Source organism: Janthinobacterium sp. PSPC3-1 (genome assembly GCF_049896105.1).
Taxonomy (GTDB): domain Bacteria; phylum Pseudomonadota; class Gammaproteobacteria; order Burkholderiales; family Burkholderiaceae_D; genus Janthinobacterium.
Map to the genome: position 1 here is coordinate 47,584 of NZ_JAFCTQ010000022.1, position 23,156 is coordinate 70,739.

At 62.8% G+C, this 23,156-nt stretch carries 18 protein-coding genes; 11 read left to right on the forward strand and 7 right to left on the reverse strand.

From position 1 onward, the window contains the following. Positions 1 to 53 precede the first annotated feature (53 nt). Positions 54 to 1,769, forward strand: coding sequence for a methyl-accepting chemotaxis protein (locus tag ACP7B7_RS20790; RefSeq protein WP_426077933.1), 1,716 nt, complete (start codon positions 54 to 56; stop codon positions 1,767 to 1,769). 174 nt (positions 1,770 to 1,943) lie between these two features. After that, complete coding sequence (locus ACP7B7_RS20795; RefSeq protein ID WP_426077934.1) at positions 1,944 to 5,282, forward strand: DEAD/DEAH box helicase; 3,339 nt, start codon at positions 1,944 to 1,946, stop codon at positions 5,280 to 5,282. A 59-nt stretch (positions 5,283 to 5,341) separates the two neighbouring features. On the opposite strand, the gene ACP7B7_RS20800 is transcribed toward ACP7B7_RS20795, so the two are convergent. Beyond that, entirely contained in the window at positions 5,342 to 6,736 is a 1,395-nt protein-coding gene (locus ACP7B7_RS20800) for a heavy metal sensor histidine kinase (protein WP_426077935.1), read from the reverse strand. Then, positions 6,733 to 7,416 (reverse strand): heavy metal response regulator transcription factor, encoded by a 684-nt coding sequence (locus tag ACP7B7_RS20805; RefSeq protein WP_308922991.1) that lies wholly within the window; start codon positions 7,414 to 7,416, stop codon positions 6,733 to 6,735. Before ACP7B7_RS20805 ends, ACP7B7_RS20800 begins: the two co-directional genes overlap by 4 nt. Positions 7,417 to 7,557: 141 nt before the next feature. Between ACP7B7_RS20805 and ACP7B7_RS20810 the strand changes: the two genes are divergently transcribed. Both ACP7B7_RS20810 and uraH read left to right on the forward strand, forming a co-directional pair. Continuing rightward, a complete protein-coding gene (locus ACP7B7_RS20810; RefSeq protein WP_308922992.1) occupies positions 7,558 to 8,049 on the forward strand; it encodes a GlcG/HbpS family heme-binding protein in 492 nt (163 codons plus the stop codon). Positions 8,050 to 8,066: 17 nt separating this feature from the next. Continuing rightward, positions 8,067 to 8,474 carry a hydroxyisourate hydrolase gene (gene uraH, locus ACP7B7_RS20815; protein ID WP_426077936.1) on the forward strand — a complete coding sequence of 136 codons (408 nt, stop codon included), beginning with the start codon at positions 8,067 to 8,069 and terminating at the stop codon, positions 8,472 to 8,474. Positions 8,475 to 8,476: 2 nt separating this feature from the next. Here uraH and ACP7B7_RS20820 read toward each other — a convergent pair whose 3' ends face one another. Then, on the reverse strand, positions 8,477 to 9,175 hold the full coding sequence (locus tag ACP7B7_RS20820; protein ID WP_426077937.1) for a glutathione binding-like protein: 699 nt from the start codon (positions 9,173 to 9,175) through the stop codon (positions 8,477 to 8,479). A gap of 162 nt (positions 9,176 to 9,337) precedes the next feature. Here ACP7B7_RS20820 and ACP7B7_RS20825 point away from each other — a divergent pair, with 162 nt between their 5' ends. Next, a complete protein-coding gene (locus ACP7B7_RS20825) occupies positions 9,338 to 9,766 on the forward strand; it encodes a hypothetical protein (protein ID WP_308922995.1) in 429 nt (142 codons plus the stop codon). A 1-nt stretch (position 9,767) separates the two neighbouring features. Here ACP7B7_RS20825 and ACP7B7_RS20830 read toward each other — a convergent pair whose 3' ends face one another. Continuing rightward, positions 9,768 to 11,405, reverse strand: coding sequence for a methyl-accepting chemotaxis protein (locus ACP7B7_RS20830; RefSeq protein ID WP_426077938.1), 1,638 nt, complete (start codon positions 11,403 to 11,405; stop codon positions 9,768 to 9,770). Positions 11,406 to 11,664: 259 nt separating this feature from the next. Here ACP7B7_RS20830 and ACP7B7_RS20835 point away from each other — a divergent pair, with 259 nt between their 5' ends. Further along, the gene (locus ACP7B7_RS20835) at positions 11,665 to 12,030 is read left to right on the forward strand and encodes a hypothetical protein (RefSeq protein ID WP_426077939.1); all 366 of its coding nucleotides are present in this window, start codon (positions 11,665 to 11,667) and stop codon (positions 12,028 to 12,030) included. A gap of 59 nt (positions 12,031 to 12,089) precedes the next feature. Here ACP7B7_RS20835 and folE read toward each other — a convergent pair whose 3' ends face one another. Both folE and nudC read right to left on the reverse strand, forming a co-directional pair. Beyond that, positions 12,090 to 12,656 carry a GTP cyclohydrolase I FolE gene (gene folE, locus ACP7B7_RS20840; protein ID WP_426077940.1) on the reverse strand — a complete coding sequence of 189 codons (567 nt, stop codon included), beginning with the start codon at positions 12,654 to 12,656 and terminating at the stop codon, positions 12,090 to 12,092. Positions 12,657 to 12,730: 74 nt separating this feature from the next. Then, a complete protein-coding gene (gene nudC / locus ACP7B7_RS20845) occupies positions 12,731 to 13,567 on the reverse strand; it encodes an NAD(+) diphosphatase (RefSeq protein WP_426077941.1) in 837 nt (278 codons plus the stop codon). 295 nt (positions 13,568 to 13,862) lie between these two features. On the opposite strand from nudC, the gene ACP7B7_RS20850 reads away from it, so the two are divergent. The 5 genes from ACP7B7_RS20850 (at position 13,863) to ACP7B7_RS20870 (ending at position 22,405) form a co-directional block, all read left to right on the forward strand. Then, positions 13,863 to 16,262, forward strand: a complete 2,400-nt coding sequence (locus tag ACP7B7_RS20850) for a catecholate siderophore receptor Fiu (RefSeq protein ID WP_426077942.1) — start codon at positions 13,863 to 13,865, stop codon at positions 16,260 to 16,262. 381 nt (positions 16,263 to 16,643) lie between these two features. After that, positions 16,644 to 17,957, forward strand: a complete 1,314-nt coding sequence (locus tag ACP7B7_RS20855; RefSeq protein ID WP_426077943.1) for a dicarboxylate/amino acid:cation symporter — start codon at positions 16,644 to 16,646, stop codon at positions 17,955 to 17,957. A 103-nt stretch (positions 17,958 to 18,060) separates the two neighbouring features. Next, entirely contained in the window at positions 18,061 to 19,050 is a 990-nt protein-coding gene (locus ACP7B7_RS20860; RefSeq protein WP_426077944.1) for a porin, read from the forward strand. 108 nt (positions 19,051 to 19,158) lie between these two features. After that, on the forward strand, positions 19,159 to 21,066 hold the full coding sequence (locus tag ACP7B7_RS20865) for a sensor histidine kinase (protein ID WP_426077945.1): 1,908 nt from the start codon (positions 19,159 to 19,161) through the stop codon (positions 21,064 to 21,066). After that, positions 21,059 to 22,405, forward strand: coding sequence for a sigma-54-dependent transcriptional regulator (locus tag ACP7B7_RS20870; RefSeq protein WP_426077946.1), 1,347 nt, complete (start codon positions 21,059 to 21,061; stop codon positions 22,403 to 22,405). The genes ACP7B7_RS20865 and ACP7B7_RS20870 overlap by 8 nt, the downstream gene beginning before the upstream one ends. On the opposite strand, the gene ACP7B7_RS20875 is transcribed toward ACP7B7_RS20870, so the two are convergent. Continuing rightward, positions 22,398 to 23,144 carry a metallophosphoesterase family protein gene (locus ACP7B7_RS20875; protein WP_426077947.1) on the reverse strand — a complete coding sequence of 249 codons (747 nt, stop codon included), beginning with the start codon at positions 23,142 to 23,144 and terminating at the stop codon, positions 22,398 to 22,400. The two genes, ACP7B7_RS20870 and ACP7B7_RS20875, sit on opposite strands and share 8 nt — an antisense overlap. Between the last annotated feature and the right edge of the window lie 12 nt (positions 23,145 to 23,156).

Sequence of the window (23,156 nt, forward strand, 5' to 3'; positions counted from 1 at the left end):
ACTTACCCGTAGCGGCCTGAGCTCTAATTTCCCCGTATACACGAAAGCAATCAATGTCACTCACACAATTCAAAATCGGTACCCGCCTCGGCATCGGCTTTGCTGTCGTTCTCGGCCTGCTGGTGGCCGTGCTGCTGGTCGGCCTGTACTCCATGGGCCAATTGAGCGCGCGCACCCACGATATCGTCGCCGACAAGAACGTCAAGATGGCGGCCGCCAACACCATGAGCGATAACGTGCGCAGCATTACGCTGGCGATCACCAGCGTGGTGGTGGCGCCAACGGATGCGCTGATGCAAGAGCAACTGAACAAGATCGGCGAAGCGCGCAAGAAATATGGCGCCGCCAAGGAAGTGCTGCAGAAGATGGTGTCGACCGACAAGGAAGCGGCGCTGATGGGGCAGCTGGACGCGGCCCTGAAAGCGGGAGCGCCGATGAACAACAAGGTGGTGGAACTGCGCAAGGCGGGCCAGACCGAGGAAGCCGTCACGTTTTTGACCCAGCAGGCGGCGCCCAGCCTGAACAATGTGCTGGTCGCGCTCGACAGCCTGGTGGCGTATGAGGCGCAACAGGCGACGCAGGCAGCCGATGACGCCGAAGCGCTGAGCGAAAAGGCGCAGGCCTCCATGCTGGGCATGGGCTGCGTGGCTCTGCTGCTGGGCGCCTTCGTGGCGTGGATCATCACGCACTCGATCACCAGGCCGATCAATGCGGCCGTCAGCGTGGCCGAAACCGTGGCCTCGGGCGATTTGTCGTCGCAGATCATCGTCAATTCCGGCGATGAAACGGGCCGCCTGCTGGGCGCGCTGAAAGCCATGAACGACGGCTTGCTGGACGTGGTGGGCCAGGTGCGCCACGGCACGGATGCGATCGCCACGGCGTCGAGCGAAATTGCCGCCGGCAACCTCGACCTGTCGTCGCGCACGGAAGAGCAGGCCAGTTCGCTGGAAGAAACCGCGTCGGCGATGGAAGAGCTGACCTCGACCGTGAAACAGAATGCCGACAATGCGCGCCAAGCCAACCAGCTGGCGAAAAGCGCGTCGGAAGTGGCTGTGCGCGGCGGCAATATCGTCTCGCAGGTGGTCGACACCATGGGCACCATCAACGAGTCGTCGAAGAAAATCGTCGACATCATCGCGGTGATCGACGGCATCGCCTTCCAGACCAATATCCTGGCCTTGAACGCGGCGGTCGAAGCGGCGCGCGCCGGCGAACAGGGCCGCGGCTTTGCCGTGGTGGCCAGCGAAGTACGCAACCTGGCCCAGCGCAGCGCCGGTGCGGCCAAGGAAATCAAGGAGCTGATCGCCGCCTCGGTGGCCAACGTCGACACCGGCTCGCGCCTCGTCAATGAAGCGGGCCAGACCATGGGCGACATCGTCGACAGCATCGTGCGCGTGACCGACATCATGGGCGAAATCACCTCCGCCACGCATGAGCAGACCCTGGGCATCGAGCAGATCAACATGGCGATCGCGCAGATGGATGAAGTGACGCAGCAAAATGCGGCGCTGGTCGAAGAAGCGGCGGCCGCCTCGCAAAGCATGCAGGAGCAGGCCGGCGAACTGGCCCATGTGGTGGGCTTCTTCAAGACCGGCCAGGCGGTGGCGGCAAGCAAGCCTGTCGCCAGGTCCGTCCCCAAGCTGGCGGCCGTACGCACCGGCAAGCCGGCCGCCACGGCGATCGCGCGCGAACCCTTGCGGCGCCCGGCCAGCAAGCAGGTGGCGAACTCGGCACCGCGTTCCAGCGACAGCGAGTGGGAAGAGTTTTAAGCGCGTTGACACCGCTGCACCAGTGAAAGCCAGGCAAGAAGTTTCCGCCTGGCTTTTTTTCGCCCAGAACAACGGTTTTTTTTATGACCAGACAAGGCAAATGCACGAAACCGTAAAACACGCGGCGCGCATACGCTTTACAATCGCCGCTCGCTTTACAAAATATTGGTCATCATGAATCAGGCAGAACAGCAGCGCCTCCTGGCTATCCTGGAGTATTGGCACAAGATCGAATTCTTTATACCGTTTGACCTGAATCAAATCACGGAAGTTGAAGACCAGTCCACCGTGCGTCTCCTTCATCGTGAACAGCTGGCGCAGTGGTCGCCGCAGTTCTTTACGCAATTGCCTGTCGGCCCGGACCGCGAGATCGACGGCTTTTCCCTGTTCCTGGGCGTGTTCGACAAGGCCGAGATCAACAAGCTGCTGCCCGCCACCGGCGCGGACACCATCGCCGAAGCGGAAAAGACGGAACTCGTTGGCCGCTCGTGCTTTGCGCGCCTGAGCCTGAACGCGCTGGGCGAGCCGCAGTTCGATCCGGTCTCGGTGTCCACCTTGCCGTGGGCGCTGGGCCGGCCGCGCACGGCCGACTGGTCGGGCTTGAGCCTGGATGCGTACAGCGACAGCCAGCTGGCGCTGCAGGACAGCCTGCGCAACTTTGCCGCCGCGCGCACGCCCGGCACCGTGACGGACGAGGCCGGCAATGTGTCGACGCCCTTGTCCGGCACCGAAATTGCCGCGCTGGCCCATCTGTTCATGGACTGGGCCCATTTTCACCCTTCGTCCGCGCAACCGCTGGCAGTACTGGAAATTCGCACGCGCAAGAAACGCCCACCCAAAGAAGCGCTGTTGCCCGGCGTGGAGGCGGTGGAAAACCGCGTGCTCGATTTCGGCGATGCGGTCGAACCGTCCATCGATATCCTGAACAGTTTTTACCTCGATGACCTGGAGCAGATCATCCGCACCCTGCGCGGCGGCAAGATCTCCCCCACCCTGGCCGCCTACCTGACGCCGCTGGCCCAGGCCGAGCGCATCGACCTGTACAGCCCGGAAGGACGCCAGGCGCTGGCCGCGATGTTGAACCCGGCCAACATGAACCGTGGCCACTGGCTGGAGGACTCCAGCTATGCGCTGAGCTTGATGCAGCAGTTCGCCATCCATGGCGCGCGCACGGGGCTGGCGGAGCGCGGCATCTTTTCCGTCAACGGCCCGCCGGGCACCGGCAAGACCACCCTGCTGCGCGAGCTGTTCGCCGACAATATCGTGCGCCGCGCCAGCGTGCTGGCCTGCCTGGACCGCGCCGCCGACGCCTTTATCGGCAAGGTGGCGGTTGCCTTCGAAGGCGTGCGCGACCCGATCACGATCGCCCGCCTGCGGCCCGAACTGACGGGTTTTGAAATGGTGGTGGCCTCGTCGAACAATGCGGCGGTGGAAAATATTTCAGGCGATTTGCCGAAACCGAAACAACTGGGCAAGGAATGGGCCCGCACCCGCTACCTCGACAGCGTGGCGCGCCGCGTGGCGGCCGACGGCAATGGCGCCAACCGCCTGCTGGCCGAGGAAGACATGCCGTGGGGCATGATCTCCTGCGCGCTGGGCAACAGCAGCAATCGCCGCCGTTTCATCAGCAATTTCTATGATGACGACTGGGACAAAATCACGCCGCGCAAGACGCCGAACACGCAGAATATTCGCCAGTGGCTGACCAGCTACCAAGGCGTGGGTTTTGCCCAGGCCGCGCGCGAGTTCCGCGAGACGCAGCACGTGGTGGAAAAAGCGCTGGCCGAGCAGGCCCAATACGCCGCCCTGTGGCAGGCGGTGGGCACCTGCAGCGAGCAGGAATTCCTGCACGCCAGCGTGGAGACCCTGCGCGCGGCAGAAGTCGAGATGGAAGCGGCCAATGCAGCGCTGGCCACCGCCATGGCCCAGCAAGATACCTTGTTGGCCAGCAAGAAGGAACTGCTGGAAGAAGAACGGCTGGTGGCCTTGAGCGAACCGGGCTTTTTTGCCCGATTGTTCCGCACGGCGCCGGCGCGCGCCTTCAAGGAAGCGGTGCTGGCCAATGCCGAAGCGCAGCGCCAGGCCGCGCGCGACGTGTCGGCCATCAAGCTGCTGCTGAAAGGCGAGCTGGAGCCGCGCTGCGAGCGGGCCCGCAACAGCCTGCATGTGGCGCTGCGCACGCAGCAATCGCGCGAGCGCGAATGGGACGACAGCACGGAAATGCTGCGCCGCGCGCGCCTGCGTTTCCCCACCATCGCTTCGCCGGCCACTTTGCAGGAACTCGATGGCGACACCCTGCAGAAAGGCGGGCTGTGGCATGAACCGGCGCTGGCGCGCTTGCGCTCGCGCCTGTTTGCCAAGGCGCTGGCGCTGCACGAAGCATGGCTGGCCGAAGTGGCCCGAAAAGGCGGCCCCGGCTTTGGCGGCAACTTGCTGGCCGTCTCCAAACTGCTGAAAAACAAGCGCGCTTACGACCAGTCGCACGTCGCCATGGTGTGGCAGAGCCTGTTCATGGTGGTGCCGGTGGTGTCGACCACGTTCGCCTCGTTCGCGCGCCAGTTCCAGGGCATGGGCGCCGAATCGTTGGGCTGGCTGTTTATCGATGAGGCGGGCCAGGCCGTGCCGCAAGCGGCGGTCGGCAGCCTGTGGCGCGCAAAACGCGCCGTGGTGGTGGGCGACCCGCTGCAGATCGAACCGGTGTTTACCGTGCCGCCACGCCTGGTGCACGGCTTGTCGGCCCTGTCCGAACACACGCAGGACGGCAGCTATGCGCCCAGCAATGTTTCCGTGCAGACCCTGGCCGACAAGGCCAACCGCTACGGCGCGGTGGTCGGCGCCAGCGGCCCGCAGCCGCTGTGGATAGGCAGCCCCTTGCGCGTGCACCGCCGCTGCGTGGAACCGATGTTCTCACTGGCCAACGCCATCGCCTATGAAGACAAGATGGTATATGGCCTCGCCGAGAGCACCCCGCCGGCCGGCAGCCGTGGCCTGACGCGCGGCCCCAGCCGCTGGATCGACGCCATCGGCCCCGTCAGCTACAAGCAGGTGGTGCCGCTGCAACTCGATTTCGTGCTGGAGGTCTTGCTGAAACTGTACCGCCGCGACGGCAAGCTGCCCGGCATGTACTTGATTACCCCGTTCAAGGCCGTGCGCAACGAATTGCGCGCACGCATCATCGACCTGGACTGGGACCGCCGCCTCGGCTACGGCAAGGCGCCCACCCAACGTGAATTACGGCAATGGACCAGGGAGATGGTGGGCACCGTGCACACCTTCCAGGGCAAGGAGCAAAGCGTGGTGATGCTGATCCTGGGCGCCGACGACAGCACGGCCGGCGCCGCGCAATGGGCGGCCGGCACGCCGAACCTGCTGAACGTGGCCCTGACCCGCGCCCAGCACTACGTGTATATCGTCGGCAACCCGCTGCTGTGGGGACAGCTGCCGCATTTCGCGCCGGCCTGCGCACAGCTGGCGCATACGGGGATGCAGGAGTTTTTGGTGGAGATGGGGTAATGAATCAGAGCGAAAGTAAAATAAGATTTTTCTTATTTTACTTTACGGCCCAAGTTAAATTAGCGAGGAAACCGCAAGCTGAACGTCGTGGCTGCCGCATCCGACGCCACGCCAGCGCTGCCGCCATGCAACTGCATGATGGCGGTGACGATCGCCAGCCCCAACCCCGTGGAGGCGGCCGAATCGCTGCGGGCCGGATCGGCGCGGTAGAAGCGCTCGAACAGGTGCGGCAGATGTTGGGCCGGAATCGCCGGACCCAGATTGCGCACGCTCAGTTCCATGCCTTGTGGCGTCGCCTGTGAACGCAGCGTAATCGTGCTGCCGGGCGCCGCGTGGCGTATCGCGTTCGACAGCAGATTGCCCAGCGCGCGGCGCAGCAGTTGCGGCTCGGCCAGTACTTCGCCGCTGCCGTGACAGTCGAGCAGCAGGTCGCGCTCTTCGGCCAGGCCTTCGAAAAAATCGGCCAGCCGCAAAAACTCGTCCTGCACCGGCAAGGCCTGCTTGACCAATACCATCTCTTCCTGCTGGGCCCGCGCCAGGAACAACATGCTGTCGATCATGCGCGACAGCCGTTCCAGCTCTTCCACGTTGGACGACACCAGTTGCTCATATTCCTCGCTACTGCGCGGCCGGGCCAGCATCACCTGGCTTTGCCCCAGCAAGTTCGTCACGGGCGTGCGGAATTCATGCGCCAGGTCGGCGGAAAACTGCGACAGGCGCGCGTAACCCTCCTGCAGCCGCGCCAGCATGGCGTTCAGGGCGTGGATCAGGGGCAGCAGTTCGGTCGGCGCGCCGCGTGGATCGAGCTGCTGCTCCAGCTTGCCCGGCCGCACCAGGGCCGCGTGCGCGGCGATCGCGCGCAAGGGACGCAGGCCGCGCAGCAGCATGGCGCTGGCCAGGATGGCCGCCACCAGCGCGCTGACGGCCACGGAAATGACGATCTGCCAGCGATAGGCGGCGAACATGGCGCTGCGGTCGCCATACACGCGGGCCACGGTGATGTCGGCCATCTGCGCCGGCATGCCGATGCGGGCGCTGGCCGCCACCACGCGGGCCGGATAGCCGTCGCGGCTGGTCCAGCCGTGGATCGCGCTGGCGGTGACCAGTGCGTCGACCGCCACCGGCATAGGCAGCGGCAAGGTTTCAGTATGCGGATTGACATCGATCAATCGCGTGCCGTCGTCGCGCACGATGCGCACCAGGGAGTTTTCCTGGCCGCTCATGGTGTCGCGAAAATACTGCGGCCGCTCGCGGATAATGTCCAGTGTGCCCGCATTGCCCAGCAGTTGCTGGATCTGCCGCAGCTTGCCGAGTAGCAAGATATCGTCGCGCCGTTCGATTTCCGCCACAAATGAACGGTACAGATAGACGCCCAGCCCGGCGGAGACCAGCGCGACGATCAACACGAACACCAGCGTCACGCGCAAGGTCAGCGACGAGTGGGTGCGCGTCATGGCGCACGCAATTCGCAGACATACCCCATGCCGCGCAAGGTGTGGATCAGCTTGGGTTCGAACGGGTCGTCGAGCTTGCTGCGCAGGCGGCGGATGGCCGCGTCGATCACATTGGTGTCGCTCTCGAAATTGATGTCCCACACTTGCGAGGCGATAATGGAACGCGACAGCACTTCGCCCTGGCGCCGCGCCAGCAGGTGCAGCAAGCCGAACTCCTTGGCCGTCAGGGTGATGCGCTGGCCTTGCCGGCTGACCTTGCGTTTCATCACGTCGATTTCCATGTCGCCGATACGGATCACGTCGTCTTCACGCGGTGGGCCGCGCCGCAGCAGGGTGCGGATGCGCGCCACCAGTTCGGCAAACGCAAATGGTTTGACCAGGTAATCGTCGGCGCCCAGTTCCAGCCCCTTGACGCGGTCCTGCACCTCGTCGCGGGCGGTGAGAAAAATCACCGGCACATCCGCGCCGCCCTCCTGCAGGCGCAAGGCACGCAGCACTTGCCAGCCGTCCATGATGGGCAGCATCACGTCGAGCACCACCAGGTCATAGCCGCCCTCGCCGGCCATCCGCAGGCCGTCGCGGCCATTGCGCGCCAGGCTGACCACAAAGCCCGCTTCGCCCAGGCCACGCAACAGGTAATCGCCGGTCTTCGGTTCGTCTTCTATCACCAGGATACGCATGGCTGGCTGCTTTCATGAGGAGGATGGAACATTTTACGCCCGGGGGCGGCCCGCGCGGATGATAAAAATGTCATGCGGCCATCATCTTCGCGTAGGGCGGTGATCGCCATACTGGCGCCATCTTTTGACACGGAGCACCATATGAAACACTTGATTGTTGCCGCCGGCCTGCTGGGCCTGCTGGCCGGCCCGGCGCAGGCGCAACTGCAAACCGTCAGCGACCTGACCCTGGCTGCGGCCCAAAAGCTGAGCGCCGCCGCCATGGCCGCCTGCCAACTAAAGAACAAGCAGATCGTCGTGACCGTGCTCGACCGTGGCGGCAATATCGTCAGCGTGCAGCGCGCCGATGGCGTGGGGCCGCACAACACGGAAGCGAGCCGGCTCAAGGCGTATACCGCCCTCTCCACCAGGACCGATACGCAGCTGCTGGCAAGCAATGCGCGCGGCAATCCGGACGCCGCCAACCTGACCACCTTGCCGGAACTGTTGCTGCTCGGCGGCGGCCTGCCCTTGACGGCCAAGGGGCACATCGTTGGCGCCATCGGCGTGGCCGGCGGTGGCGGCGCCCTGCAAGACCGCGCCTGCGCTCAGGCGGCGATTGGCGCCGTGCCCGAACTCGACCCTGCCATTTAATTTATAAAGGAAACACCATGAAACGCCTTATATCACTGACATTCGCACTGGCCTTCGCCGCGTTCTCCACCACTGTCCTGGCCGCCAATCCGCTCAGCGTGCATATTCTCGACCTGCAAAGCGGCACGCCGACCGCTGGCGTGACGGTCACGCTGGAACAAAAGACGGGCAATGACTGGCGCCAGCTGGCCAGCGGTGTGACCAATGCGCAGGGGCGCATCGCGGAAATGTATCCGGCGGACAAGGCGATGGTAGAGGGCGACTACCGCATCGTGTTCAAGACGGGCGAGCACTATGCGCGCCTGAAACAGGAGACGTTTTTCCCGGAAATCCCGGTGCAGTTCCACGTCGAAAAGACCGACCAGCACTACCATATTCCGCTGCTGCTCAGCCCTTTCGGCTTTTCCACTTATCGCGGAAATTAAGGTCAGCCCAAAGACTTCGCGGTCTGGCCGAACAGCACGTTTTTGGCGTCGCCGCTGACGGTCGGCTGCACGTTGATTTCGGCCGCGCGGGCATAGGCGCGCACGGTCGCCGGGCGGGCGGCGATCTCATCAAACCAGCGCGCCAGATGCGGGAAGTCGGCGAGAATCTGGCGCTGGCGTTTGTGCGGCACGATCCATGGGTAGATCGCCATGTCGGCGATGGTGTACGTATCGCCGGCAACATAGGCGCGGTCGGCCAGGCGCTTGTTCAGCACGCCATATAAACGATTTGTTTCGTTCACATAGCGCGTGATCGCGTACTCGATAGGCTCGGGTGCGTATTGCACGAAATGGTGGTTCTGGCCGGCCATCGGCCCCAGGCCGCCCATCTGCCAGAACAGCCATTGCATCACTTCCGCGCGTTCACGCACGCCGGATGGCAGGAATTGACCGCTTTTCTCGGCCAGATACTGCAAAATCGCGCCCGATTCGAATAGGGACAACGGTGCGCCGCCATCTTCCGGCGCCTGGTCGACGATGGCGGGAATGCGGTTGTTCGGCGCGATGGCCAGGAACTCGGGCGTGAACTGCTCGCCCTTGCCGATATGCACCGGAATAATATTGTAGGGGATGCCCGCTTCTTCCAGGAACATGGTTACCTTGTGCCCGTTGGGCGTGGTCCAATAGTACAGATCGATCATCGTGGTCTCTCAGAGTCAAGGGGGAGTGGGCCAGCTGGCAGGGGGCGCAGTATATTGTCGCGCCGCAACTGGTATGCATGGATATAATGCCACGTAAGCGGAAAACAAGCCGGGGGCCGCAGCGTCCCGTCCAGCCCCGAGAACCCTCAACGAAAGCCGACCATGCGCAAACTCCTGATCGTCTCGCTATGCCTGCTGTTGTCGGGCTGCGTCAAAGATTTCGCCATCTTCATGATCGATGGCCAGGAGCATTCGCTGACCGTGCGCCGCCAGCAAAACTACTTCTGGCAGGACACGGTGGAAGTGCAACTGATGGCGACCAATTTGCCGCAATGCCAGCGTTTGCATACCTTGTCGCTCGACACGCTGGCCGACGAGGTCACGGTCGATGTGTTTTCGGCCGGCGATGGCGTGTGGAATATCCGCATGGGCGACCAGCTGTGGCAGGCGGAAACGACTACCTGCAACAGCCTGGTGGAAATGGAAAACGACCCGAAAGCCGACCTGGGCCAGCCGGTCGGCAAATTCGAGGTCGTCGATGACCAGCTGACGTTCGTGCCGGCGCCACAGGCTGCGGCGCCGGCGCAATAACTTACACGCGCGCCAGCTTGCGCTGCGGCGCCTTCGACAGTTTCGTCACCGGGCGGGACGCCGCCAGGCGCGGGCCGTTCGATTCGTGGGCCGTCAACTTGAAGCGCGACACCAGTTGCGCCAGCACGGCCGCCTGGTCCTGCATGCTGCCGGCCGCTGCCGCCGCCTGCTCGACCAGCGCCGCATTCTGTTGCGTCACCGAATCCATCTCCGAAATCGCCTGGTTCACATGGCCGATGCCCGTGCTTTGCTCGTGCGAGGCGGCCGTGATATCGGCCATGATGTCGGTCACGCGCGAGACGCTGGCCACCACCTGATCCATCGTCGTGCCCGCCTGCGCCACCAGGGTGCTGCCGGCGGCGATGCTGTCGACCGAGGCGCCGATCAGGGCCTTGATTTCCTTGGCGGCCGCCGCCGAGCGCTGCGCCAGGTTGCGCACTTCCGACGCCACCACCGCAAAGCCGCGGCCCTGCTCGCCAGCGCGGGCCGCTTCCACGGCGGCGTTCAGCGCCAGGATATTGGTCTGGAAGGCGATGCCGTCAATCACGCCGATAATGTCGACGATCTTGCGCGAAGACGCATTGATGGTGTCCATGGTGCCGATCACCTGCGCCACCACGGCGCCGCCCTGGCGTGCCACTGCCGAGGCCGACTGTGCCAGCTCATTGGCCTGCACGGCATTGCCCGTGTTTTGCGTCACGGTCGAGGTCAGCTCTTCCATCGAGGCGGCTGTTTCTTCCAGCGAACTGGCCTGCATTTCGGTACGCGCCGACAAGTCCATATTGCCGCTGGCGATCTCGCTCGACGCCGTGGCGATGGTCTCGGCGCTGTGGCGAATTTCGCTGATGGCGGTGGCCAGGTTGGCCTGCATGGTTTTCATCGCATACAGCACGCTGTGGCGGTCCCTGGCATGGGTGTGCACGTCGAAGCTCAGGTCGTTGTCGGCGATCTTGGCCGCCACGTCGGCCGCGTATTCCGGGTCGCCGCCCAGCGCATGGCGCAGGCTGCGGTTGATCATCACCACCACGCCACCGAGGACGAGGCAGACCAGTATCAGCAGGCCCAGCGACATCAGCAGGGTTTGCCGGAAGGCCGTGTCGATATCGTCCATATAGACGCCGACCACGATGTTCCAGCTCCACGGTTTGTAGGCGGCCACTCGGCTCAGCTTGGGTTCGGCGTTTTTCTGGCCGGGACGGGGGAAGTGATAGCGCACAAAACCCTTGCCCGTCTCGCTCTTGCCGACCGCCACGATGTCGCGGTACAGATAAGTGCCGTTGGCATCCTTGAAGTCGGACATGTTCTTGCCGTCCGTCTGCGGTGCGGCCGGGTTCATCACCACCACGGCGTCCAGGTTGATGACGGCCAGATAACCGGTCTCGCCGAAGCGCATGCTCCTGATAACGGCCAGGGCCTGCTTTTGCGCTTCCTGCGTGGTCAGCGCGCCGCTGGCGGCCAGTTCGCCGAACATCTTGACGGCGCCCAGGCCCAGGTCGGCCGCGTTGGTGATGTCGGCGCTGCGCTCTTCGATGCGGATCTTGCGCACTTCGAAGGCGTTATAGACAAAGATAATCGAAATACACAGCAGGCTGCAAATCAGGGGTATCCATAATTTCTGCTTGAACGACAGTTTATTCATGCGTGTCTCCTACTTGTATTTTTGCAGCGGCATGGGCTTGCCCCGCTGCCATGGCGGGCATGGCAATGCGGCGGCGCCGGCACTCTGGCGGCGCCGATCAGACGGTTCCAGCATACGCTCGAACTGGCCTTATTTACAATGCTATCTGGCAATGTTTTTTTGCCGGTGTTGTTAATGCGTTGCTGGCAAGGCGGGCAGATAAGGGGAAGGAAAACTGTGGCAGAATGCGCGTCTGAAACGCTGCTTACGAAAGAAACGCATGACCAAGAACGACGCCATGAAACGCATCAACGACCGCCTGGGCAAACCCACCCTGACGGACAAGAACACGCATTTTTCCAGCGTGACCAACTATGGCACGGACGAAGGCTGGTGGCTGAAGATACCCTTCCTGACCTTCAAGCAAGAACTGCACTTCATCCTCAACAACGAGAAGACCAAGAGCTTCCAGCACCTGAAAATCGGCGCGAACCAGATCCTCAGCCCCGGCATGAAGTTCCGCAGCACCGACGGCGCCGCCGACGCCTTCATGTCGGCCTCGACGCCGAAGCGCCTGATCGACCTGCTCGACGGCGGCAGCAAGTACAATTTCACGAAACACTTGGTCAGCGAGTACCGTTACTGACCCGGCAGACGTAAAAAAGGCGGCATCGCGCCGCCTTCTGTATGCATCGACAGCGAAAATCAGCTTTCGCGCGCCAGTGCCAGGAACTCCGTGCGCATGGCCAAATTCGGCTGCAGCTCGCCCAGCATGGCCGAGGTAATGGTTTCCTCGCCGGGCGTGCGGATGCCGCGGCTTTCCATGCACAGGTGGCGGCAGCGTACGACCACGCCGACCGCTTTCGGTTCCAGCACTTCCATCAGCGCATTGGCGATCTGCATCGTCATGCGTTCCTGCACCTGCAGGCGTTTCGAGAAGCAATCGACCAGGCGCGTCAGTTTCGACAGGCCGACGATTTTGCCGTTCGGCACGTAGCCGATGGTGGCCTTGCCGAAGAACGGCGCCAGGTGGTGTTCGCAATGGCTGTAGACGGGAATGCCGCGCACGACGATCAGTTCGTTGTACTGCTCCGCGCCATCTTCAAACGCCTTCAGCAATTCAACCGGGTCCTGGCCATAGCCCGAGGTCCAGTGTTTCCACGCTTTCGTGACGCGCGCCGGGGTTTCCAGCAACCCTGGGCGTTGCGGGTCTTCGCCTATGCTGGCGATCAGGCGGCGCCAGTCGTCTTCGGTGAATTCTTCGTGTGCCATGCTAAAACTTCCTCAAATTTTCAATTGCCGCCAGTATATAGAAAACTGGACCGGCTGCCTTGACCGGCCGGCTTTTACAGCGCCGGCGGTGGCCGGTGCGCCCGCACCAGCAGAGCCGAGATCGACACGCTGGAGGTCGCCTCCGGCCATACATCGCCGGGGCCGAACCAGCGCGCTTCGGCGATCTCGTTCTCGTCCAGGCGGATCTCGCCATCGAGGTAGTCGGCCGTAAAGGCCAGCATCAGCGAATGGGGAAACGGCCACGACTGGCTCATGAAGTAGCGCAGGTTGTGCACCCGCAAGCCCACCTCTTCCATCACTTCGCGGTGCACGGCCTCTTCCACCGATTCGCCCGCTTCCAGGAAACCGGCTAGCGGACTGTAGCGCTGTGACGGCGAATGCTTGTGCATCGCCAGCAACACCTGCTCGCCCTTGCGGATCAGCACCATCATGGCCGGCGAAATGCGCGGATAGGCCATCATGCCGCAGCCCAGGCACTTGAAGCAGCGCTCGCCCGGCAGGCGCACCATGGGCGTGGCGCACACGCCGCAATAGCGGTGCGTGCGCGCCCATTCGGCCAGTTGCACGGCGCGGCTGGCCAGGCCGACAAAACCATCGTCGAGCACGTTGAAGAGGCTGCGCAGGCCGCGCCATTCCAGGCTGGCGTCCAGCAAGGTTTCGTCATCGACCCAGACTGTCTGGCAATAGCGGCCCTGCCAGAGGCCGACCGGCTGGGCGCGCGCCAGGTCGACCCCGAGCGCGCCCACCTGAATGGCGGACGGCAAGGCCAGGTCGGGGCTGCGCAGCAGCAGGCGGCCGCGATGGAAGACAAAGGTCAGGGTCTCGGCCGGCGACGGCGCCGGCACGGGAACATCGATCAGGGGAACAAAGGCATTCGGCGTTTCCAGCATGCGGCACCAAGTGTGGAGGGAGGTTGAGCATCATACTCCGGCGCAAGTATCGCGTGCGCAGCGTGCGTGATAGCACCAGTCCATGCGGGTTTGCAAGGCTCTGCGGAAAATCACAGTGTGTTTTTTTCGGCACATAAAAACGTTGCGTTAACGAGACTTAAACGAGACTGATAACGATTCTCATTTACGGAATGACGGGCAATTATTACAATGTCATTCACCGTTTCCCAGCCAGTGCGCATGCGGCCGCAGCGCAGGGCAGAGACACCTACCCTGATCATAACGAGAGAGCAAGATGGCAATCAAGAGCCGCAAGCACGTCCAATCCCGCTTCAACCAACATGTCGGCGCCGCCCTGGCCGTCATGCTGCTGCCCGTCGCAGCACAGGCCGCAGACCCTGCCGGCCAGAGCGCACCGGCATCGCAACAGACACTGAACGAAGTGACCATCGTTGGCACCCAGGAAAACGACTTCAAGGCCGACAAGGCCTCGTCGCCGAAATACACGGAAGCACTGGTCAATACGCCGCAAACCATCGTCGTGATCAAGAAAGAACTGATCGAACAGCAGGGCGCCCTGACCCTGACCGACGCGCTGCGCAACACGCCAGGCGTGGGCACCTTCTTCCTCGGCGAAAATGGCAACACGAATACCGGCGACGCGGTCTACATGCGCGGCTTTGACGCCTCGAGCAGCATCTACGTCGACGGCGTGCGCGACATCGGCTCGATCTCGCGCGACGTGTTCAACATCGAACAGATCGACGTGCTGAAAGGCCCGGCCGGCACCGATAGCGGCCGTGGTTCGCCTACCGGCTCGATCAACCTGGTCAGCAAGACGCCGAACCTGGAAAACAGCATCAATTCCCTGATCACCGTCGGCAGCGGCAAGCAGAAACGCGCCACCGCCGACTGGAACCGCGTGATCGACACCGATTCGGGTACCGCCTTCCGCCTGAACCTGCTGAAGCAGGACAGCGGCAATGCGGCGCGCGACGAAGTCAAGAACGAGCGCTGGGCGATCGCCCCATCGGTCACCTTTGGCCTGGGCAAACCGACCCGCGTCACCGCCAGCTTCCTGCACGTCGACCAGGACAACGTGCCCGACGGCGGCGTGCCGACCATCGGCCTGCCAGGTTATGTCGGACCGGACAATCCGGCCAGCGTAACGCCTGCCAATCCGACTCCGGTGCGTACCTATATCAATGCCGCGCCAAAAGTCGATCCGAAGAATTTCTACGGCCTGTCGTCCGATTATGACAAGGTCAAGGCCGACATGTTCACGGTCAAGATCGACCATGACTTCTCGCCGAACGTGAAGCTGCAGAACGTCACGCGCTGGGGCAAGACCAAGCAGGACTACCTGCTGTCGGCCTTCATGGGATCGAGCGCCAACCTGGTGACCAACAATGCGGCGCTGGGCGCGGTGCCGGGCAACCCGTCGACCTGGCTGCTGGCGCGCTCGAACCGCACCATCAAGGACCAGAAAAACACCATCCTGACCAACCAGTCGACGGTCACGGCCGCGTTCAATACGGGTGCCGTGAAGCACTCGCTGGTCGGCGGCTTCGAGTTCACCACCGAGAAACAGACCAACTACAGCTATGTCGCTTCCAGCCTGGGCGCCAGCGTTGCCGTGCCGACGGCGGCCAACCCGCGTACCATTCCGCTGGCCAATCTGTACAACCCGAATCCGAACGAAAGCACGGCCGTATTCACGCCAGTGCGCAGCGGCGCCACCACCGACGGCCAGATCGACACGCAAAGCCTGTATCTGTTCGACACGCTGAAATTCAACGATCAGTGGCAAATCAGCGGTGGCGTGCGTGCCGACCATTTCAACACGAAATACAATGCCATTACCTTGCAAGCGGCGGCCGCCACCGGCCAGCCACAGCTGATTCCGGTCGGCACGCCGATCGGTTCAAGCCTGTCGCTGAGCGACACCGTCTACAACGGCAAGATCTCGGCCATGTACAAGCCGACCCCGGACAGCAGCGTGTATGCCTTGTACTCGACCTCGAAAGCGCCGCCGGGCACCAACTTTACCCTCAGCACGGCCGCCAGCAGCGCCCAGAACCTGAGCTACGATCCGCAGGAAACCACCACCAAGGAAATCGGTACCAAGTGGGACTTGCTGAAGCAAAAACTGTCGCTGACGGCCGCCCTGTACCAGACCACGGTGACCAATGAAGTGGAGCAAGATCCGGTCATCTCCACCATCTACTACCAGACGGGCGAAAAGCGCGTGCAGGGCGTGGAACTGGGCGTGGTTGGCGAAGTCATGCATAACTGGCTGGTCAGCGCCGGCTACACCCGCATGAACACCAGCGTCAAATCGGGCCGCGTGGTGACCGCCAGCGGCATCAACAACCTGAGCTACACGCCGAAACAGGCATTCACGGCCTGGACCTCGTACACCCTGCCATTCGGGCTGAAGATCGGCGGCGGCGGTCGTTATGTCGGTGAAATGCTGCGCGGCACCGACGGCGCCTACGGCACCCCGGCCCGCATCGATTCCTACTGGGTCTTCGACGCGATGGCGACCTACACGGTCAACAAGAACCTGGACCTGCAGTTGAACGCCTACAACCTGGCCGACAAGACCTACGTTGCGGCCATCAACAAGAGCGGCTACCGCTACACGCCGGGCCAGCCACGTTCGTTCAGCCTGACGGCCAACGTCAAGTTCTAGGACGCGTTTGACTCAGGCAGTACCGCAGTATCGAAAGGCCCCGCTTCGTGCGGGGCCTTTTTTATGGTCCTGATAATCTTGCTTTTCCAGCGCCGTGGCGGCTGTATGAAAACTCATACAGCCGAGCTTGGCCGCGTCCAATATTTCGCGCAATCCCCACCATGGTGCTACATCCTGACAACAAAAAAGCGCATTGAAATCAAGACCTTAATAAGTTCCGTACCAAAAGTCGTTTTCAGGCATATCCTTTGCTATGTAGTGACTTTGCAGCAAATAAACGCTAGCATGCAAGAGCTTGTTTCTCGGCAATATTCCTTCCAAGCTTAAGTTGCTCGCTATCAATAACCCGCTCACAGCGGCGATTTACTGGAGGAGTCACCAATGAAAAAGAAACGGCCATTAACCCTGTATATCCTGATTGCCATGATCCTGGGCATTCTGGTGGGCTACGCCTGTCACACCGCTTATCCCGACACGGCCGTCAGCGCCAAGATCGCCAGCAATATTTCCATCGTCACCGATATTTTCCTGCGCCTGATCAAGATGATCATTGCGCTGCTGGTGTTCTCCACCCTGACGGTCGGCATCGCCCACATGGGCGACGGCAAGACGGCCGGCCGCATCGGCCTGAAAGCCATGTGCTGGTTCCTGGTCGCCTCGCTGGTCTCGCTGGCGCTGGGCATGGTGCTGTCGAATATCATGCAGCTCGGCACCAACCTGGGCCTGCCGCTGCCGGACGTGCACGCGTCGACCAACCTGAAGACCGCCGCTTTCACCATGAAAGACTTCTTCACGCACCTGGTGCCGAAGTCGCCGATCGAGGCGATGGCCAACAATGAAATTTTGCAAGTTCTCGTGTTTTCCATCTTCTTCGGCGGCGCACTGGCCGGCCTGGGCGAATCGGGCAAGGCCCTCACCAACGTGATCGACCAGCTGGCGCAAGTCATGCTGCGCATTACCGGCACCATCATGAACCTGGCCCCGCTGGCCGTGTTCGCCGCCATGGCCTCGGTGGTCACCACCCACGGCCTGGGCGTGCTGGTCACGTTCGCAAAATTCATGGGCGGCTTCTATGTCGGCCTGATCTGCCTGTGGGCGCTGCTGATCGGCGCCGGCTTTGTGGTCATCGGCCCGCGCATCTTCAAGCTGGTCGGGCTGATCCGCGAACCGTTCCTGCTGGCTTTTTCGACCGCCAGCTCGGAAGCGGCGTATCCGAAACTGCTGACGGCGCTTGACCAGTTTGGCGTGGACCGCAAGATCTCCAGCTTCGTGATGCCGCTGGGCTACTCGTTCAACCTGGACGGCTCGATGATGTACTGCACCTTTGCCGTGCTGTTCATTGCCCAGGCCTACGGCATCGACCTGTCGGTCGGCACCCAGATCACCATGCTGCTGCTGCTGATGCTGACCTCGAAGGGCATCGCCGGCGTGCCGCGCGCCTCGCTGGTGGTGATTGCCGCCACCTTGAACCAATTCAATATCCCGGAAGCGGGCCTGCTGCTGCTGATGGGCGTGGACCAGTTCCTCGACATGGGCCGTTCGGCCACCAACGCGGTCGGCAATGCCGTCGCCACGGCGGTCGTCGCCAAGTGGGAAGGTGGCCTGGCCACCGAAGAAGAAGCGGCGGCAGCCAATGCCGCCAACATGAATACCGAAAGCCATTGGGGCGAAGCAGACCACGCTAAGAAGGCTTAAACAGAATGGCCCGCCACAAGCGGGCCATTGTTTTAATCTCAATGTTGAGTAACAAGCAGTCGGGCAGTGCGATCAGTAGTTAACCCCTAATAGAGAGATTTTCATGAAAAAAGTCCTGTTTACCTTATTGGCTCTCGGTGCTTCCTGCACCGCACTGGCGCAATCGAGCGTCACCATCTACGGCGTGGCCGATGCCGGCCTGGTCGTCGACAAGGACGCCGCTGGCGACCGCCTGACCCGCGTCGCCTCGGGCGTCGCGTCCGGCTCGCGCATTGGCTTCAAGGGCAAGGAAGACCTGGGCAACGGCCTGTCGGCCCTGTTCATGCTGGAAAGCGGGTTCAATATCGATACGGGTACCTCGGGCCAGGGCGGCCTGCTGTTCGGCCGCCAGGCGTATGTCGGCCTGTCCGGCACGGGCGGCACCGTCACCCTGGGCCGCCAGTACTCGCCGTATTACCTGGCCCTGCGCGACGTGGCCGACCCGTTCGTGATCGGCCTGGCCGGCACAGCCTCGAACATCATGGTGACCAATATCCGCGTCGACAATATGGCGCAGTACAGCACGCCAACCTGGAACAAGCTGTCGGCCGACGTGGCCTACGGCTTCGGCGAAGTGGCCGACGACAACAAGAAAAACCGCAGCCTGGGCGGCGCCGTGCATTACATCGACGGTCCGCTGAACCTGACCCTGACGCACCACCGCAAGGAAAACGTCGCCGGTACCGACCAGACCCGCAACAGCCTGCTGGCCATGCGCTATGACTTCGGCGTGGCGCAAGCCAACCTCGGCTACGCCGACAACCGTGCCCTGGCCGGTGTCAAAAGCAACGACGTGCTGCTGGGCGTGAGCGTGCCGTTCGGCCCGACCAAGGTGGTCGCCTCGTATATCCGCCACAACGACAAGAGCAACCTGAACCGCGACGCCCAGCAATGGGCCATCGGCGCCTACTACGCCCTGTCCAAGCGCAGCGACCTGTACACCGGTTACGGCCATATCAGCAACAAGAATGGCGCCACGTTTGTCGTTGGCAACGCCACCGACAACGGCACCGGCAACTCGGGATTCAATCTGGGCATGCGTCATCTGTTCTGATCACGCCTAGCTCCCGCCAGAGCCGCCGGAGTGCGTTCCGGCGGCTTTTTTCATTTATGCGCCGCCCTTGATGCGATACTGTGGCCTCTTGCAGTCTGACACCGAACCATGACCAACAGCAGCACAACTCCTCTTTCCTGGCGCCAGCGCCTGGCGCAACGTTCGGCCCGCAAGGCGCTGGCCTGGGGCGTGGTGCTGGCCGCCTGCCTGGCCATCGTCTGGCTGGTGTATTTCTGGACCGAGCGCCTGGCCATCGGCAAACTGCAGGCCAGCGGCGCGCAGCGGCTGGAAGTGTATGTCAGCAGCCTGGAAAACGCGCTGGAAAAATACGATTTCCTGCCCAAGACGCTGGAACTGAACCGCGACGTGATCCGCCTGCTGCAGCACCCGGACGACCCGGTGCTGGTCGACACCGTCAACAATTACCTGGAGCAGATGAATGCCCAGGCCAAGTCGTCGACCATCTTTATCAGCAACCTCGACGGCAACACGCGCGCGGCCAGCAACTGGCAGAAGCCCGACAGTTTTATCGGCGACAATATCGCCTTTCGCCCGTATGCCCAGGATGCGCTGCGCGGCACGCCGGGCCGCTTTTACGGCGTCGGCACGACGCGCCTCGAACCCGGTTATTTCTTTGCCCACGGCATCTATCAAAATGGCCGCATGCTGGGCCTGGCCACCGTCAAGCTGAACCTGGAAAACCTGGAAAAGCGCTGGGTGCAGGGCGCCGACAAGGTGATGCTGGCCGACGAGCACGGCGTGATTTTCCTCAGTTCCGTGGCGGACTGGAAATACAAGACCCTGGCGCCGCTCTCGCCGGCGGTGATCGAGGAAATCAACCGCACCCGTCAGTATTATTCGAAGCAGCTGGAAACGATTCCGTTTGTGTCCGACCGCCAGCTGGGCAATGGCGCGCGCGTGATCAGCGTGCGCGAGCAGGAACGGGCCGATGCGCCACAGAAAATCACCTCCAGCGTGATGACGCAGATCAAGCTCAAGTCGCCCAACGGCTGGACCTTCATCTATCTGTCCGACCTGGCGCAGGCCAAGGCCAGCGCCCGCTCGGCGGCGGCCTTTTCCGGCGTGCTGCTGGGCTTTTTCGTGCTGCTGTTCTTTTATGTGCGCCAGCGGCGCGCGGCGGTGGCGCAAAAACTGCGCGCGCGCGAAGACTTGCAGCACGCCTATGACAACCTGGAAACGATGGTCGAGGAACGCACCTCGGAACTGAACGCCATGACGCAAAGCCTGAGCCAGGAAATCGAGGTGCGCAGCAAGGCGGAACAGAAGCTGCATATCACGCAGAATGAACTGTTCCAGGCCGGCAAGATGGCGGTGCTGGGGCAGATGTCGGCCAGCATCACGCACGAGCTGAACCAGCCCCTGACGGCCCTGCGCACCATGTCCGACAACGCGGTGATTTTGCTGGAGCGGGGCCGGCTCGACGATGCGCGCCGCAACCTGGCGAAGATATCGCAGATCGCCGCCCGCATGGGGGCGATCACGGGCCAGTTGAAAGTGTTTGCGCGCAAGTCGACCACCAGCCTGACCTCGGTATCGATCCCGACCGCGATCAGCAATGCGCTGTTCCTGGTCGAGCGGCGTCTGCAGGTGGAAAACGTGCGCTTTACCTTGCAGCTGCCGCCCGACGATATCTTCGCCATGTGCGAAAGCAATCGCCTGGAACAGGTGCTGGTCAACCTGTACGCCAACGCGCTCGACGCCATGAACGGCAGCGATGTGCGCAGCCTGCGCGTGACGGTCGAATGCAAGGCGCCGCTGGTGCTGATCCATGTGGCCGATACGGGGCCGGGCCTGTCGACGGAAGTCTACGAACACCTGTTCGAGCCCTTCTTCACCACCAAGCCGCAGGGGCTGGGCCTGGGCCTGGGGCTGGCCATTTCAGAACAGATCACGCGCCAGTTCGGCGGCGTGCTGCGCGCCGACAATGCCCCTGGCGGCGGCGCCATATTCACCATCGAATTACAGATGGCAACGCAGGAGGAAAAGCATGTTTGATGGTTTGAAAGTGTTGCTGGTCGAGGACGATCCGACCGTGCGCGAAGGCAGCGAGCAGGCGCTGCAGCTGGCCGGCCTGGACGTGCTGGCGTTTCACTCGGCCGAGCTGGCCTACAAGCTGCTCGCGCCCGACTTTCCCGGCATCGTGGTGAGCGACGTGCGCCTGCCCGGCATGAGCGGCCTGGATTTATTGCAAGCGATCAAGCAGCTCGACCCCAACCTGCCGGTGATCCTGGTTACCGGCCACGGCGACATCACGATGGCGGTGCATGCGATGCGCACCGGCGCCTACGATTTTATCGAAAAGCCGTATTCGTCGGAGCAGCTGGTCGACGTGATTTTGCGCGCGCTGGAAACCCGGCGCCTGATGCTGGAAGTGCACAGCCTGCGCCGCCAGCTGGAAGACGGCGGCGGCATCGAATCGCGTTTGCTGGGCAATTCGCAATCGATGCGCGATATTCGCCGCCTGATCCTCGACGTGGCGGATGAGCCGGCCGACGTGCTGATCTATGGCGACACCGGCACCGGCAAGGAAATGGTGGCGCGCTGCCTGCATGACTTCAGCCACCGCCGCAAGCACAATTTTGTCGCCGTCAACTGCGGCGCGATTCCCGAAAGCATATTTGAAAGCGAAGTCTTCGGCCATGAAACGGGCTCGTTTACGGGCGCGGCCAAGCGGCAGGTGGGCAAGATCGAGCATGCCGACCACGGCACGTTTTTTCTCGACGAAATCGAAAGCCTGCCGCTGTCCTTGCAGGTGAAACTGCTGCGGGTGCTGCAGGAACGCTATATCGAACGGCTGGGCTCGAACATTCCCACGCCGGTCGACGTGCGCGTGGTGGCGGCGGCCAAGCTGGACCTGGAAGACCTGTCGCGCCAGCAGAAGTTTCGCAGCGACCTGTATTACCGCCTGAACCTGATCGTGCTGCACCTGCCGCCGCTGCGCGAGCGGCGCGAAGATATTCCGATGCTGTTCGAACATTTTGTGCTGGCCGCCGCCGCGCGCTACAACCGCGCCGCGCCGATGGTGTCGAGCGCGCAGATGCGCAACCTGATGGCGCATGGCTGGCCCGGCAATGTGCGCGAGCTGCGCAATATAGCCGACCGCTTCGTGCTGGGCATCGCCGGCGGCGCCTCGAATTTGCTGGCCACCGGCGCCCAGGCCGCTGCGCTGTCCTTGGCCGAGCAGGTCAACGGCTTCGAGCGCGCGCTGATCGAACAGGAACTGCGCGCCTATGCCGGCAATGTCAGCGAAGTAAGCACTGTGCTGGGCCTGCCGAAGCAGACCCTGTATCACAAGATGCAGAAATACAATCTGGTGGCCGAAGAGTTCAGGTAGCCATTCCCACCCGGCCGCTGCGCAAGGGCACGACCCAGTCCGGCCGGCCATTCGCCAGCGCCAGCCGCGCCTGCGTTTCCCAGTCATACTCGACCTGGTAAAACTGCGCCGACCAGCGCCCGTGTGCATCGCTTTCCACGATGGCGTAGCGCGCATGCGGCGTGCCGTTTTCCATCACGTGCGGATACAGATGATCGTCATCATAGGCCTGCAGGCCGACGCTGCCGGGATTGACGATCAGCCGTCCGTCGGGCAATTGCACCGCGCGCGGCATATGCGTGTGGCCGCACAAAATCAAGGCCGCATCCGCGTCGCCGGCCCGCTGCGCCACCTCGTCCATGGTGGCGCAGCGGCTGCCCTGCGGCGTGATGGTGTCCATGAAATACACCAGGTCGCTGCCTGGCGTGCCATGCACCAGCAGCACATCGTGGCGCAGGCGCAAGCTGGCGGGCAGCGCGGCGATCCACGCCAGCTGTTGCGGCAGCAACTGCGCCCGCGCATACGCGTCGGACACGCCCATGCGCGCCGGATCGCCCAGCAACTGGCGCTCATGGTTGCCGCGGATGGTGGGCAGCGCCAGCGTCATCAGGCGCGCCGCCGTCTCGCGCGGCTGCAGGTGGCCCGAGACGATATCGCCCAGGTTGACGGTGACATCGGCGCCGCGGCGCGCGATATCGGCCAGCACGGCCTCTAAGGCGGCAAGATTGCCGTGGATATCGGAAATGGCGGCGATTTTCATGATGATGGGCTC

Coding starts and splice junctions, on each gene's coding strand:
- ACP7B7_RS20790 (WP_426077933.1), top strand. CDS start 54: ATGTCACTCACACAATTCAAAATCGGTACCCGCCTCGGCATCGGCTTT.
- ACP7B7_RS20795 (WP_426077934.1), top strand. CDS start 1,944: ATGAATCAGGCAGAACAGCAGCGCCTCCTGGCTATCCTGGAGTATTGG.
- ACP7B7_RS20800 (WP_426077935.1), bottom strand. CDS start 6,736: ATGACGCGCACCCACTCGTCGCTGACCTTGCGCGTGACGCTGGTGTTC.
- ACP7B7_RS20805 (WP_308922991.1), bottom strand. CDS start 7,416: ATGCGTATCCTGGTGATAGAAGACGAACCGAAGACCGGCGATTACCTG.
- ACP7B7_RS20810 (WP_308922992.1), top strand. CDS start 7,558: ATGAAACACTTGATTGTTGCCGCCGGCCTGCTGGGCCTGCTGGCCGGC.
- uraH (WP_426077936.1), top strand. CDS start 8,067: ATGAAACGCCTTATATCACTGACATTCGCACTGGCCTTCGCCGCGTTC.
- ACP7B7_RS20820 (WP_426077937.1), bottom strand. CDS start 9,175: ATGATCGATCTGTACTATTGGACCACGCCCAACGGGCACAAGGTAACC.
- ACP7B7_RS20825 (WP_308922995.1), top strand. CDS start 9,338: ATGCGCAAACTCCTGATCGTCTCGCTATGCCTGCTGTTGTCGGGCTGC.
- ACP7B7_RS20830 (WP_426077938.1), bottom strand. CDS start 11,405: ATGAATAAACTGTCGTTCAAGCAGAAATTATGGATACCCCTGATTTGC.
- ACP7B7_RS20835 (WP_426077939.1), top strand. CDS start 11,665: ATGACCAAGAACGACGCCATGAAACGCATCAACGACCGCCTGGGCAAA.
- folE (WP_426077940.1), bottom strand. CDS start 12,656: ATGGCACACGAAGAATTCACCGAAGACGACTGGCGCCGCCTGATCGCC.
- nudC (WP_426077941.1), bottom strand. CDS start 13,567: ATGCTGGAAACGCCGAATGCCTTTGTTCCCCTGATCGATGTTCCCGTG.
- ACP7B7_RS20850 (WP_426077942.1), top strand. CDS start 13,863: ATGGCAATCAAGAGCCGCAAGCACGTCCAATCCCGCTTCAACCAACAT.
- ACP7B7_RS20855 (WP_426077943.1), top strand. CDS start 16,644: ATGAAAAAGAAACGGCCATTAACCCTGTATATCCTGATTGCCATGATC.
- ACP7B7_RS20860 (WP_426077944.1), top strand. CDS start 18,061: ATGAAAAAAGTCCTGTTTACCTTATTGGCTCTCGGTGCTTCCTGCACC.
- ACP7B7_RS20865 (WP_426077945.1), top strand. CDS start 19,159: ATGACCAACAGCAGCACAACTCCTCTTTCCTGGCGCCAGCGCCTGGCG.
- ACP7B7_RS20870 (WP_426077946.1), top strand. CDS start 21,059: ATGTTTGATGGTTTGAAAGTGTTGCTGGTCGAGGACGATCCGACCGTG.
- ACP7B7_RS20875 (WP_426077947.1), bottom strand. CDS start 23,144: ATGAAAATCGCCGCCATTTCCGATATCCACGGCAATCTTGCCGCCTTA.